This window comes from Cohnella cellulosilytica, assembly GCF_042431195.1.
GTDB lineage: Bacteria > Bacillota > Bacilli > Paenibacillales > Paenibacillaceae > Cohnella > Cohnella cellulosilytica.
The window spans coordinates 225,762-240,147 of sequence record NZ_JBHMDN010000013.1; the positions used below are offsets into that span (position 1 = coordinate 225,762).

11 protein-coding genes are annotated in these 14,386 nt (G+C 55.3%); all 11 read right to left on the bottom strand.

Going from position 1 to position 14,386, the window contains the following annotated elements; all coding sequences use genetic code 11:
* Positions 1 to 180 precede the first annotated feature (180 nt).
* The 11 genes from ACFFT4_RS10670 to ACFFT4_RS10720 all read right to left on the bottom strand — a co-directional run bounded on the left by ACFFT4_RS10670 (position 181) and on the right by ACFFT4_RS10720 (position 14,348).
* On the bottom strand, positions 181 to 3,342 hold the full coding sequence (locus ACFFT4_RS10670) for a hybrid sensor histidine kinase/response regulator (protein ID WP_378047463.1): 3,162 nt from the start codon (positions 3,340 to 3,342) through the stop codon (positions 181 to 183).
* A gap of 149 nt (positions 3,343 to 3,491) precedes the next feature.
* A complete protein-coding gene (locus ACFFT4_RS10675) occupies positions 3,492 to 4,643 on the bottom strand; it encodes an ROK family protein (protein WP_378047464.1) in 1,152 nt (383 codons plus the stop codon).
* Positions 4,644 to 4,884: 241 nt separating this feature from the next.
* Positions 4,885 to 5,904 carry a Gfo/Idh/MocA family protein gene (locus tag ACFFT4_RS10680; RefSeq protein ID WP_378047465.1) on the bottom strand — a complete coding sequence of 340 codons (1,020 nt, stop codon included), beginning with the start codon at positions 5,902 to 5,904 and terminating at the stop codon, positions 4,885 to 4,887.
* Entirely contained in the window at positions 5,901 to 6,983 is a 1,083-nt protein-coding gene (locus ACFFT4_RS10685; RefSeq protein WP_378047544.1) for a Gfo/Idh/MocA family protein, read from the bottom strand. The genes ACFFT4_RS10680 and ACFFT4_RS10685 overlap by 4 nt, the downstream gene beginning before the upstream one ends.
* Positions 6,984 to 7,080: 97 nt before the next feature.
* Complete coding sequence (locus tag ACFFT4_RS10690) at positions 7,081 to 7,833, bottom strand: sugar phosphate isomerase/epimerase family protein (RefSeq protein ID WP_378047467.1); 753 nt, start codon at positions 7,831 to 7,833, stop codon at positions 7,081 to 7,083.
* Between the two features lie 21 nt (positions 7,834 to 7,854).
* Positions 7,855 to 8,871 (bottom strand): Gfo/Idh/MocA family protein, encoded by a 1,017-nt coding sequence (locus tag ACFFT4_RS10695; protein WP_378047468.1) that lies wholly within the window; start codon positions 8,869 to 8,871, stop codon positions 7,855 to 7,857.
* Between the two features lie 15 nt (positions 8,872 to 8,886).
* Entirely contained in the window at positions 8,887 to 9,621 is a 735-nt protein-coding gene (locus ACFFT4_RS10700) for a histidine phosphatase family protein (RefSeq protein ID WP_378047470.1), read from the bottom strand.
* On the bottom strand, positions 9,614 to 10,741 hold the full coding sequence (locus tag ACFFT4_RS10705) for a GNAT family N-acetyltransferase (protein WP_378047471.1): 1,128 nt from the start codon (positions 10,739 to 10,741) through the stop codon (positions 9,614 to 9,616). The genes ACFFT4_RS10700 and ACFFT4_RS10705 overlap by 8 nt, the downstream gene beginning before the upstream one ends.
* 136 nt (positions 10,742 to 10,877) lie before the next feature.
* A complete protein-coding gene (locus ACFFT4_RS10710; RefSeq protein WP_378047473.1) occupies positions 10,878 to 12,509 on the bottom strand; it encodes an extracellular solute-binding protein in 1,632 nt (543 codons plus the stop codon).
* Entirely contained in the window at positions 12,506 to 13,384 is an 879-nt protein-coding gene (locus ACFFT4_RS10715; protein ID WP_378047475.1) for a carbohydrate ABC transporter permease, read from the bottom strand. Before ACFFT4_RS10715 ends, ACFFT4_RS10710 begins: the two co-directional genes overlap by 4 nt.
* A gap of 4 nt (positions 13,385 to 13,388) precedes the next feature.
* Positions 13,389 to 14,348: an ABC transporter permease gene (locus ACFFT4_RS10720; protein ID WP_378047477.1), complete on the bottom strand. Its 960-nt coding sequence runs from the start codon at positions 14,346 to 14,348 to the stop codon at positions 13,389 to 13,391.
* Positions 14,349 to 14,386 lie beyond the last annotated feature (38 nt).

Here is a 14,386-nt window from a genome sequence, read left to right on the forward strand (position 1 = left end):
ACGGCATCACTTCCCGGACGTATTTCCCTCATCGTCATTGTAGACGTTTTCCCAAGGGGCAACAAGGAAAGGACGAAGGACCAATCGGGCGTTATCCGAAGAAAAACGGGCATCTCCTGTAAAGAGCCGCGCCACAGCGCCGCTCTCGCGAATCGTCGCCGCGGCGGCACATCCGGCTTGTCATTGCGGGGCATGCCGGCCGGCGCCGGCTCTCCTGCTTCCGGCTCTCCCGGATGACGGAACGTGCTGATCGACGATAAAAGAAATCGAGGTGCCCCGCCCCGGCTGGCTTCGGATCCGCAGCCCCTTGCCGTACATTCGCTTCAGCCGGCGGTCCGTGTTGATCAAGCCGACGCCCGTCCCCATGTCCGAATCCTCGCCCTTGCGCTCAAGCGGATTCTCGTCCATTCCAACTCCGTCGTCCTCCACGGCGATCTCCGCGAAGGTGCCGAAGTCGGACACCCGAATCGCGATCCGTCCCCCGTCGGAGCGTTTCATGACGCCGTGGCGAATCGCGTTCTCGACGAGCGGCTGGATCGTCAGCAGCGGAATTCGCAGCTGCTTGCATTCGTCTATTTCCCAGGTTACGAGCAATCGCTGCTCGTAGCGCTCCTGTTCGATATGCAGGTAGGAACGGACGAGGCTGAGCTCCTCCTCGATCGGTACGGGAACGTCGATATTTTGCAGCTTGAACTTATCGCGCAGATGATTGCCGAAAGCCTCCAGCATGCTGCGCATCCGGTCCAGGTCGATCTCGCTCAGCGCCCGGATCGCCGTCAAGGTGTTGTAGAGAAAATGAGGCTGGATCTGGGCGTGCAGCCAGGCCGATTCCATCCGCAGCCGCTCGCGGACGGATTTCTTCACGTCGGTCAGCGCCTTCACCCGGAAGCGCAGCTCCAGCGCTTCCACCGGCTTGGTCACGTATTCGTTGGCGCCCGCCTGAAATCCGTGGGAAATATCCTCCGGCTGGCTTCTTGCGGTCAGCAGCAGAATCGGCAGCTCCGAGATCGAATACCGGGCGCGGATCGCGCGCGTCAGCTCGTAGCCGGACATCCGGGGAAGCATGACGTCCGAGACGATCAGATCCCATTCCTTCTTGTCCAGAATGTCAAGCGCCTGGCTGCCGCTTGTGACCAACGTCATGTCGTAGCTCTCGTGCGTGAGAATCGATTCCAGCACCTTCAGGTTGACGGGATCGTCGTCGATCAGCAAAATTCGCGGGCGATCCGCGGACGGCCGGCCCTCCTGCATCCCTGCCGCTTCGTCCCCGTCCGCGCATTCCAGCGACGACACGGCCTCCGCCAAGGCGACCTCCGCGTCGCCGACGATTCCGGCCTGCTCCTGCGCGTCGATCGAGCCGGCAGCCAGGCGCAAGGTGAACACGAACTCCGAGCCCTGCCCCGGAACCGAGCTGGCCTGCAGCGACTCGCCGTGCATCTCCAGCAGCTGCTTGCATATGCCGAGCCCCAGACCGAAGCCGCCCTCGATCATCGTCTGATCCACGCTCTCCTGCTCGTACGGCTCGAAAATGCGATTCAACGTTTCCTCGTCCATGCCGATCCCCGTGTCCGAGACCGTCACGAACACTTTCCCCTCCTCGACCCGCGCGCGAACGGCCACCTCTCCGTCGCCCGTAAACTTGACGGCGTTGTGAAGCAGGTTAAAGAGGATCTGCACGACCCGGTTCTCGTCGGCGTACACGCGGGGGAAATTCTCCGGGATATCGTTCACGAGCTTGGCCGATACGCCCTCCCGCATCGATAGCAGCATGTCGATGACGCCCGTCGCGACGGCGTGGATGGAGAAGCTGCCGTACTGCAGGCGCGGCGCGTTCTCCTTCAGACTCATCGCGTACAGCAGGTCGTTCAGCAGGAGCGACATTCTGCGCCCCACCGACAGCACGACTTCCAGATCCTTGACGCTCCTGTCCTGCAGCGCGTGTTTCTCCCTCTCCAGCACGCCTTGCGTAATGTTTAATATGCCGTGCAGCGGATTGCGCAGCTCGTGGGACGTATTGGCGAGGAAGCGGTCCTTCTGTTTGTCCGCTCTTTGCAGCTTGGCGGCAAGGCTTTTCGTCTCCGCATGGGCTTGAAAATAACGGGTGAACCACAGAGAAGCGTAACAGGAGGTGGAGATGACCAGATCGAACGGATAATACATGACGCTGATGCCCATGATCATCTGGATGCCCCACCAAGCCAAGTTGCTCGTGAACGCGACCAGGGCAAACAGCAGCGGAACGTTCCCCTTCACATCCTTGACGGACGCGCGAATCATGGAGAAAATCGTGAGCAGTACGGAGAGCGCGGCGACTGCCGCATACAAAATTTGTATCGTCAAAATGTAACGCGCGGGCAAGACGAGCGCCATTGCGGCGGCGGCCCCGCAGAGCCGGGAAAACCACGGTGCGGCCTTGCGCCAGAACGCCGGCCATTGGTGCGACACGCACATCAGCAAGGAATAGGCGGTGCCGGCCATGGCCAGATGAACAAGCTTAAAGCCCCAGTCGTAATCGACCGGCAAATACTGGTGCAGCACCTTCTCGTTGCTGCCGAACGAATCCATGACCATCGCGCTGAAAACGAGCAAGGAAAAATAGAGCAGCCTTCTCTCCCGGTTGCCGATCACGTACAGCACAAGGGCGTATCCGCCATGAAGCAGGAACACGAAGATGGTCAGCTCCTGCATCGACACGGACAGCTGCGTCTCGCGCGCGATCGCCGCTTCCGTCCCGAACTTGATCGAACGAATAATCCCGCCATCGCGAATGTCTTTGTAATTCGCCGCCCTGACGATCAATTCGACGTACCCGGAACGATCCGCGGCAAACGAGGCGCCGTAAGGCAGGTTCCTCGCCTCGTACGACGCTTCGTCATCCGACGGGAACCCGGAGCCCGCGAGCAGCCGGCCGTTGGCATACAGGGCCGAGGAGCTGCGCACGCTCGGAACGCGAACGGCGAAGTTCGCTTCCGTTCCCGGGTCGACTCGAATGACAAGCCGGTAAGAGCCGTAGCCGAACGACGGCTCGCCGCCCTGCTCCCCGTCTCCGCGAAGATAAGCGTTCCAGCCTCCGGGTACCGGTATTCGCACGCCGTTCGCCTGCGGAATCTCTCCGCCCCCCAGCCATTGCCCGGGATAGAACTCCCACTCTCCGTCGAGAGCAATCGTTCTTTGGTCCCACTTCCAGCCGCGCAAATCGAGCAGCCCGTCTTCGACCCGCGGTTGATCCGTCTGATGGAAATGCGATATCCACGCCATGCGCGCGCCCGTAAGCGCGAGCGCGAACAGTATGACCGTTATCGCGATATTGCGCTGCGACAATCGTCTTATTATCGTTGCCAAGATGAACGAGCTCCCTCATGCTCTCTATCTTTCTTACTATAAGGGGCCCGTCTGAAATATTTCTAAAATTGCGGGGCGAACATCGTCCGGCCGCTGGTCCGTGAAAGCGAAATCGACGGCAGGCCAAAGAAACCGGCGGAAAATCCGAGCTATTCGTTAGCCATATTCACTTCGTCCAAGACGTCGAGCGGCCGTTCCACCAGCTCGCCGAATACTAAGGAAGCGGCCCCCACCGCGCTTTGCGAGGTGCCGAAGGAAGCCGACTCGATGATCACGTGACTGCGCGCGGACGGATAGACGCTGGCCTGCACATGGTGACGAATGCGCGGCACATAGCTTTCGAGATACGGGTACAATTTGCCCCCGATAATGATCAAAGCCGGATCGTAGACGTTGAATAGCGTGGTCAGCGTGGATTCCATCATCTGCAGCGTCCACTCCAGGCAGCGTTCCGCGCTCGGATCCTTAGCCTGCACGGCCTTGAAGAAATCCTCGATCGTACTGTTCTTGTTCTCCGGATTCCAACGCCTTAAAATACCGGGAATGGAACCTACCGTCTCCCAGCAGCCCCGATTCCCGCATTCGCATAATTCTCCGCCCGGAACGACGGTAATATGGCCGACTTGGCCATAAAGCCCATTGTTGCCCAATATGATCTCGCCATTGGACACGACGCCGCCGCCGATGCCGTGTCCCATCGTAATGTAGACGAAGCTGTCTTCCTTCAGCTTGCGGCTGTGGCCGAACCATCGCTCGGCCAACGCCGAAGTGCGGGCATCGTCGTTCATGACGATCCTTCTTCCCAGCCTGCTCTCCAGTTCCTTCCGAATCTCGAAATGCTCCCAATGCGGAAAATTGGGAGGAACGAGCAGCACGCCTTCCTTGAGGTTCATCGGGCCCGGAATACTCAGCCCGATCCCCAGAAGCTTGTCGTTCTGCTCGGAGATTTGCGACATGCTCTTGCGCACGATGGCGGCGACGCCTTCCAGCACTTGAAGAGGATCGGTATCCCTGTCGATTAAAACTTCTTGCGAATCCAGAATCTGCCCGATCAAATTCGTCGTTACCACTTCATAGGAGCTGCGTCCGATGTCGATCCCGATGATTTTGAAGCTCATCTCGTTCAGCCGCAGCATCACTCTTCTTCGCCCCACGCTGCCCGTCGTCAATTCCGTTTCCTTCAATAAACCGGCCTTCAACAGGTCCAAGGTCAGGTTCGTAATCGTCCCCGAGGTCAGCTTGGTCTCGTCCACCAATTCGATGCGGGATACGGGCTCTATTCTCCATATATCTTTTAACACTTGCGACATGTTATTCTGTTTAATTTGTCTCAAATAACCCGCATTTGAGTTTTTACTCACTAGGATCACCTATCCATAATTTTCAAATCTTATATTATCTCTAACAATAAGATAATTTGCACCGATTGTACAGTATTCGGCTGTGCTGCCCGCGGGATTGCGAGCCTCTCGCATAAGGGACCGTCCCATCAGCCAACGAAGCTGCTCTGCTTATGGGACGGCCCCTTATATCGGAGAGAATTCACAATAAGCAGACTTTCGAACCGGATTCCGAGGAAGCGTATATCGCCCGGATCAGCTCCACAGCCCGCTTCCCGTCGGCCCCGCCGACAAGGGGCGCCAGCCCGTTATCCATAGACTGCAGCAATTGCTCCAATTGCTTGCGGTGATAGATATGCGAGATGGCAAGCGGATCCGATGAGCCGTCGCTATGCTGCGCGTTCGGCGATGTCGGCTCTTCGACTCCTTCCACCGACCAATACTCTGCGGATTGACCGACAAGCTTAACGGTTCCTTTGTCCGTATAAAGATGAATATATGGAGGAAAACCGGGCTTGACGCTCGTCGTTGACAGTATCGTGCCTATGGCTCCATTGATAAATTCGACAACGGCAACCCCCATGTCTTCCGCTTCCATCCTGTGTGTCATCGTAGCGATTTTGCCGAATACGGACTTGGCCGGACCGCCCAGCCACAGCAGCAGGTCGATTTGATGAATGCCTTGATTCATCAACGCTCCGCCGTCCTCCGCAATCGTTCCCCGCCAATCGGCCGAGTCGTAATACTCCTGAGAACGGCTATAGGGCGTTCCCGCTTCGATGAGCAGCAGCCTCCCCAACTTCCCCTCGTCCAACAGTCGCTTGACACTCTGAAAGTACGGCTCGAATCGCATCTGCGAAATAACCGATACGACCAGCCCGCGTGAACGAGCCAGATCGATGAGCTGCTGCGCTTCTCCCTCTGTCATCGTTATCGGCTTCTCCATGACCAAATGCTTGCCGGCCTCAAGCACTTCGCGTCCGATGAACGCATGACTTCCGCTCGAGGTCGTTACATTCACGATATCGATGTCCGTTCGTTCCAGCAAAGCGCGATAATCCCGCGTCCATTCGCAGCCGAACTCGCTTGCCATTGCGGCCGCTTTCTCCGCGGTTCTGCTCGCTGCGCAAACCAGTCGAGCGTTATCCATCTCCTGCAGCGCAGCCGCATGAAACCTGGCAATTCCTCCGCAGCCAATCATGCCGAAATTCCATTTTTTCAATGGCTTTCTCCCCGCTTCGACTTGTCGATCATTTCCTGCAATTTTTCGTAATACAGATCTTCGTCAATGGGCAGTTCAACCCAATCGTTCAGCCAGGTGGACAAATACATCGCATTGGATAAGGTTAAACCTTTGATCCCTTCCTCGCCCGGAGCGATCAGCGGGATGCCATGGAGAATCGCATCCACCCAGTTCTGCGTAATGGGCATATGATCGGAAGAGCCCTCTTTGACCGGGATTTCAATCTTCCAGGCTTCGGGATCCCCCGGGCGATTCTCTCTATTGAACTGCGGCTCCGGTATTCTTAGTCGCCAGAAGACCAGCTTGCCATCCTCTATCACAACTTTGCCCCGATCCCCTGCAACCTCGTAGCGATTCGTTCCCGGGGCTTCTCCTGTAGTCGTCACAAACACGCCCGTAGCGCCATTCTCATATTCTACGTACGCCGTAACCGCATCCTCCACTTCAATGTTGCGGTGCTTGCCAAAAGCGCAAAAAGCGCGCACCCGCTTCGGCATCATCCCGATCGTCCACTGCCACAGGTCGAGCTGATGCGGATCCTGATTCAGCAAGACGCCGCCGCCCTCTCCCGCCCAAGTGCCTCGCCAGGCTCCGGAATCATAGTAGCTTTGCTTGCGATACCAGTCGGTGATGATCCAGCTCGTGCGACGGATCTCTCCGAGCTCTCCCGTGTCGACCAGATCCTTCAGTTTCTTATACAGCCCGAGCAAACGCAAGTTGTACATAATCCCGAATACCTTGCCGCTCTTGGCCGCTGCTTCATTCATCAGACGAACTTGCTTGGTATAGACCCCTGCCGGCTTTTCCGTGAGCACGTGCAAGCCATGCTCGAACCCGGCTATCGCCAGTTCCGGATGAAAGTAATGAGGGGTGGCGATCAGAATCGCATCGATCGTGCCCGACTTGAACATCGCCTCCGGCTCGCTAAAGCAGGCTACGCGATCGGGCAAGCTCTTCCGCGCCCGCTCCAGATTCGGCGGGAAGCTCTCGCATACGGCGGCGAGTTCCGCCCCTTCTACCTCGCCGTTCGCCAGATACTTCATATGTGCCCGCCCCATACCGCCCAATCCGATCAAGCCAATCCTCACTTTGCCTGTCACTTGCAACACCTCTTTATATGGGAGTTTCCGACGGCTAATCTGTAAGTTTGTACGGTTAGCCTATAAGTTTGTGCAAATTCTTCAAGCTTGTCCGAATACATTCCATCGGGTCGGTCCGACAAATATCCTGTTCCACCACGTACCACTTCACTCCGCTGCGCTCGCACCACTTCAATATTGGCGCAAAGTCAATCACTCCGCTGCCCACCTCGGCAAAGCTTTGCGATTCGTCGGCGCTCATATCCTTGAGATGAATGGTCGGCATTCGGTTGGCATACGGTTGAATAAAGGACAACGGGTCGCAGCCGCCCTTCCTGACCCAATACAGATCCACTTCAGCGAGCAAGGAATTCCCCGCTTCCGGTCGGAGCAGATAAGCGAGCGCCGGGCTCCCGTCCACACTCGTTCCAAGCTCGAAATCATGATTATGGTAGCCTATTGTGAACCCTTCCGATTTGACTTTTTCGGCAATTTCATTGATCTGCCGACGGAAAGTCTTATAGCCCGCTTCATCCCTCATCGTCTTAGGCAACGAGGAGCATACCAAATGATGAGTTCGCAGTTGTCTGGCCTCTTCAAGCAATGCGGGCAGATCGTCCTGCAGCCGAGCCATCCCAACGTGCATAGCCGCCGAAGCCAGTCCGAGGTTCTCGGCGAAAGCTCCCGCCTCCGCTGCCGAATGCCCGTTCAGGCCGGCCCACTCCACTCCCGCGTAGCCCATCTCTTTTACTTTTGTTAACACTCCCCAGAAATCCGCAGCCAATAGATCCCGCAAGGTAAACAACTGCACAGCAATGGCCGGTTTCATCCGTCTGCACCCCTTATCCAATTAAATATTCTCGTATGGAACAGGAATCTCTCGCCCCAGCTCGGCCGATTTCGTAACGGATTCAAGTACCGATATGACTCGTCTTGCCTGCTCCGGTGTCACGATCAGATCCGCTTTATTCGCCAAATGATCGGCAATGTTCGCATAGTACGCCAGAGGCTTCCCGGGCAGAAACGGCACTTTGGTCTCTACAGGGACGCCTCCCACCTCTGTATATAGGGTAAGAAACTTTTCTTTATTTTGGATGGTTACCGCGCCTTTGGTCCCCAATATCCTTTTTTGAACCGTGCCCGCTCGGGAGATCGCCGAGGTTTGCGCATGAACGACGGCACCGTTCTCGAACTGGATGATGCCGTCCAGATGATCCTCGTTCGACACGTCCTGCCACAACAGCTTCTGGCTGTAGCCTCTAGCGGATTTAACCGCGGAAGGAATAAGCCCGAGCACCCAATCCATATAATGGGCCCCCCAATCATAGAAGGCTCCCCCGGAAACGGCCTTATCGGACCGCCACCAGGTTCTCGGCCGCTCATAGCCGCCGAAATAAAATTCGGCAAAAAAGATGTCGCCGAGCAGCTCCCTCCGAATTAAATCCTGCACGGTCAAATACCAATCATTCCATCTCCGGTTATGATACACCGACAGCATAAGGCCGCTTTCCCGCGCTTTCCGCGCCAGCTTATCCGCATCCTCCGCATGAATGCACATGGGCTTTTCCAGGATGCAGTGCTTCCCGTGCTCCAAAGTCCGCATCGCCAAATCCGCATGCGTGTTGTGCGGTGTAATCAAGGTCACCAGATCGATATCCGGTTGGCTCAGAAGCTCCTCTACATTCGTGAACGTGCGGATATGAGGAAAATCGCGTGCGGCTTCCGCCGCCCTCTTGGGGTCGATATCGCAAACCGCCGCCAATTCGATCCCTACCGCCTCCATCTCCCCCGCATGATGTTTCCCCATATTGAATTCCCCGCCGTAACCGACAATGGCACTGCGTATTTTCGGCCGATCTTCGTTCATAGAAACATCTCCTGTTCAATAATTGTATCCTTCTGTAATCCATTCGGTCGGCAGATGCTGCACATAATTGGAGAAACAGATAGCGGCCTCCCGGCAGCCCGCTTCCGAGTCTCTTGCTATATCCGCGCGCGCAATCGCGCCATGGGCAAAATGGAAGCGATTGTGATCGCAAGGCGGAGCCCCGCTGAGCAGCGAGAGCAGCACCGAGCCGAATGCGGCATGACCGACGATGGCGACTTTCCGATGTTTGCCGGCAGGCTGCCTCCCTATCAAAGCCTTGAGAATCTTGCGCCCGCGATCATACGATTGCTCTCGCGTCTCGTCGTGATACACCCAGCGATCAACCGGCTCGAATGGCTGGCTTAACCGGGCGTGCGGATGCGTATCCGCGATGCTCGGATACCCCGCCCTCTCGCGCTCCGATATTGCGGAATAGTCAAACGCACTGCAAGTGCCGGCCAAGCGCAGCGCCGGCCAGCTTCTGCGGCTCGTCTCGGAGAGCGCCGGCCATACGTGCCAGTCTATTCCCAGCCTGGCGTAGATCGGCTCGGCTGTCTGGAGCGCTCGTCTCATCGAACTGGACACCAGTTCGTCAACTCCCCACGAAGCGATTTGCTCGGCCACGTGTTTCGCTTGTTCTTGCCCGACGATTCCCAGCGGGGGATTGGGTTCTCCCGAATAACCGGCCTCCTGATCCGCAGGCAGACAGTGACGAATAAAATATAAAGATAATTTCCGCTCGTCAGACAAAATTCAGCCCCCCCGTATAAGGAAACGGGATCGGGAAAACCCCTTCGAGCTTCTCGCGCAATACCCGAGCCGCGGGAGGACCGTCGGGGTCGAACAGGAAAGAAACCGTTTCCCCGGCCTGAAGATCAGCCTTCACGCCTCCGCCAATCGTCAGAGAGCAGCGGTTATCGGGCAGCTCCTTGACGCTTACTCCCTCTGCGGCTCCAACGGAATGCAGGTACGGTTGGAGCTGTCGAAGCAGCCTCTCGGGACTGACGATATGCACGGTGCCCGCGTTCTTCTTGGCCGTGCCCGGGATATCGCCAAGGGTCGATATAAGTTCCGTCTCATGCCACGGGACGAAGATATCCAGCTTGCCGGGCCGATAGCGTCTCACGGCTTCCGCGAACAGCGCTGCCACGGCCGTCGAATCCCCCGCCCATTCGACCGCTTTCGCGCGATCGCCCGGCGTCCCGTCCGCGGAAACGGCAACAACGACGAACGCCGCCGCCTCGCCGGATCTCTCCGCTATCAGCACTTTATGAATGGATTTCGAGTTGCTGGCCTCGCCGGCGGCATAGATATGAACAGCCAAATCTCCCAGGCTTTGTTCGTAACGAATAGGTCTTGCATCGGACAACCGCTTGATTCTGAACCCGTCGGTCGGCAGCATATCCCGGCATTGCCAGGAAGACGAGCTCTGGAGCAGCTGAATGTGCTCCTCTTCTATCGCCATGTGTTTCGTCCAGCCAAAACGGTGACAATTCGCGCCGGTATACAATCCCCGATCTCCGGAAACGAGCAGCAAAGACGCTCCGGCTTCGTCCGCATGAGCTTTCGCACGGGTCAGCAGCTCGCTTGCGTAGCCCTTCCCCCTTGCAGAGGGGTGCGTGCAGACCGCTCCTATGGAATACGCTTGGAGCCGCGCGTTCCCGATGCGGATGACTTCCGGTACCAAGCCCATGAAGGAAACCAATTTCCCCTCCTCGAACAGAGCGTAGGACTGACCCAGCGCGGGGGAGAACACTTCCGGATAAGCGATTCCCATCGACGTCTGCCCGTCGGTGCGGAATACATCGTCAGCCAATCGGACAGCGGCCCCCCTGTGTTCTTCCCGAAGCAGACTAAGCTCTATCTTCACTTTAATCCATTCCTTTTTCGCTAATTTGCATACGGTTCAACGCGGACGACTCCAGGCCGCGCGAAAGAAAACGGCTGCGGCATTCATCATGCGAATGACGCAGCCATTGCCCCGCGGTAAAGCGCAAAGTCATTCCTTACGGGTTCAGCTTTCTGTACTCGTCGGTGTATTCCTTGATGATCTGATCTCCGCCGCTATCGCGCCAATTCTGGATCGCCTTATCGTAACCGGCTTTATCGATGGTTCCCATAATATACTTGGTGTTCGCGTCTTTCATAATTTGCTTCAAGGTTCCGCCTTTTTCCGTATTCGTGGCCGAGATAAGCGGCTCTGCAGGATTGGAAACCCCGATCTCGATGTTATCTACCCACATTTGTTCAATCGCCTTCATGCCCGGATCTTGATTGCCGGCCATCGCGAGTTCACTGTTATCGAACTTCAATTGGAAAAAGTTCGTGTAGACTTCATCGGCGAATTGCTTCGGATTGATGTGCTCAGGCACGCCATCTACCATTTTGTAGTGTTTGCCTTCAATGCCCCACGTGCGCAAATCCTGCAGCTCTTTATCGCCCAGCTTATCGAAGTGCTCCAGGATCGTTATTAACTCGGCTTCAGACTTGACACTCGACTTCGGAAACATGAACATCCCGGCCAGCCCGCTGCCAAGAGGAACATGGTAAGCGCCGTCAGAGCCTTGAATACGGCTGATCGGAATCAGCTCCGCCTTCGGATCGCGTACGAACAGATCGGTAAACAAGGCTTGCAGATCATCCATAGTATCCAGATAAAGTCCGGCTTTTCCTTGATTTATCGGGTCGATCGTACTTTTGGCGACCGGAAAATCTTGATTAATATACTTGTTCTGGTACATCTCGCGATACTGTGCCAGCACCTTCTGGTATTCCTCGGTCATGAAGGAGGGTACAAACTGACCGTCCTCTTCCACTCTCCACTGATTCGGCGCGCCTTCGTAGATCGCGAACATATCCAGCCCTTGCGCGCTGCCTGCCGACGGAATACCGATCGTATCGTTTTGGCCGTTCTTGTCGGGATCGCTTATCGTGAACTCTTTCACCACATTCATGAGTTCATCGAACGTTTTGGGCTCTGCCAGACCCAGATTGTCCAGCCAATCCTTACGAATGAGTATTCCTTCCCGCGCCATTTGGCGCGCCCGGGGAATCCCGTACACCTTGCCGTCGATAGAACTGTTCTTCAAGGCAATCTCGCTTAACTTGCCGAGATTCGGATAATCCTTCAGATAAGACCCGATTTCCCAGAAGGCGCCCGAGCGCACCGCATTGATCATGGCCGGATTCCGCGCGTTATCGATCATAACAATTTGAGGCAGGTCGCCCGCAGCCATCATCGCGGTGTATTTATCTGTATAACCGCCCGATGGCTGCCAGTTCACATCGAGATCGACTCCGATATGCTCCTCGATCAGTTTCATGGCCTCATTATCTTTGGTCGGCGGCTCCGAACCGAAGTACTGAGTCATCATCGTAATCGTAATCGTAATCGGCTTCTCTGTCCCCGCTTGACTTGCGGAAGGCTGCTGCGATGTCTGTACAGCGCCGCTGCCTTCGTCGGTGTTGCTTCCCTCATTGTTCTTGCTGCTGCAGCCGTTGAGCAAAGCCGCCGACAAAACCACAGCGCAAGACAATACGAACGATGTTCGCCAGAAACTGCCCTTCTTCGCTTTCATTGTGACTCCTCCTAAGTTTTTATGTGAATATGATCTTCCTGTTCGGAAGATGCAATTCAACCCTTTACAGACCCCAATAAAATGCCTTTGGCAAAATGCTTTTGCAAAAAGGGGTACAAGCACAATATGGGGACGGTGGACAGTACGATCGTTGCCATCTTGATGGTTTCGGACGGCGGTACAAAGTGATCGACCATCTTTTGCGAGTCGCCGACGCCCCCTTGGGATAAAATGACAATCTGCCGCAGAAGCACTTGAACCGGCCATTTCTCCGGATCGTTCAAATACAGGATGGCGTCGAAATACATGTTCCAATGGCCAACGGAGTAAAAAAGCGCGAACGTGGCCATGGCTGGAGCCGACAACGGCAGCACGATGCGAATCAAGAGGGACAGCTCGTTGCACCCGTCGATCTTGGCCGACTCCTCGATCCCTTCCGGCATTTGCTGAAAGAAGTTTTTCAAGATAATCAAGTTAAAGGCGCTAATGGCTCCCGGGATCAGCACGGCCCAATACGTGTCCATAATTCCGAGTTCCTTCACTACCAGAAAGGTGGGAATCATGCCGCCGCTGAAAAGCATGGAGAAGATGACCATTAGCATGATGGGACGGCGGCCGTCCAAATCTTTTCTAGCCAGCGGATAGGCCATTAACGATGTGAACACCAGATTAATCAAAGTGCCTGCGACAGTAATAAAGACACTAACAGCGAGGCTGCGGCTCAACGTTGGAGTCGAAAATAAATATTGATAGGCATCCAGCGAGAAATGCTTGGGGAACAGGATGAACCCTCTCGATCCAAGATCTTCCGCAGTGCTGAAGGAACCGGCAATAATATAGATGAACGGCAAGATGCAGACAGCCGCAAACCCGATCAGCAGAATGATATTGACTTTGTCGAACAGCCAGCCTCCGAACGTATGGTCCCGCTGCATGGTATTAATACACTCCTTCTTCCCCCATTTTTTTGGCAAAGTAGTTGGTAGTAATAACCAAAACAAGACCTACTAACGATTTGAACAAGCCGACTGCCGTGCTATAACTAAATTGCCCTTGAGTGATGCCTACCGTATAAACATAAGTATCGAATATTTCGCCAACATCCCGATTCATTGCGTTAAGCATGAGGAATATCTGTTCGAATCCGGTATCAAGGAAGCTGCCCAGCCGCAAAATAAACAGAATGATAATCGTGCTGCGAATAGCCGGGAGTGTAATGTGCCACATTTGACGCCAGCGATTGGCTCCGTCTATGCGCGAAGCTTCATATAATTGAAGATCGACTCCGGACAGCGCCGCAAGAAAGATGATCGTTCCCCAGCCGGTTTCTTTCCAGATGCCCTGCGAGACGATCATCGTACGGAACCAATTTTCACTCATCAGAAAAGGATATTGATGTCCGGTCAGCGAGCTTAGGGCGTTATTCACAATTCCGCCTTCCGTCGTAAAAAAAATATAAGTCAGGCCTATGACAACCACCCATGAGACAAAATGAGGGACATAAATAAACGTCTGAATGAGGCGCGAAAATGCTTTTTTCCTCAGTTCATTCAGCATTAGCGCAATGATGATCGGCAGCGGGAAGAAGAACACCAGGTTATACACCGCCAAAATTAGCGTGTTCCTGAACAACAGGCCGAAAGTTGGCTCGTTAAAGAAATGATAAAAATGTTTAAAGCCTACCCATTTGCTCCCGTGCATCCCCAGATACGGCTGATAGTCTTGAAAGGAAATCAATATTCCCCACATCGGCAAATATTTGAACACGATAAAGTAAACGACGCCGGGAAGCAGCATGAAATACAGCCAACGATTTTTCACAAGACGCCCCAGAAGCCTGGAGGACCCGACTCCCCGCGGGCGGCTTCTCCCGGACAACGGTTTCTCTATGCTTTCCAAAAACATCACCTCCTGCTTGCATCCCGCGCAATTAATTC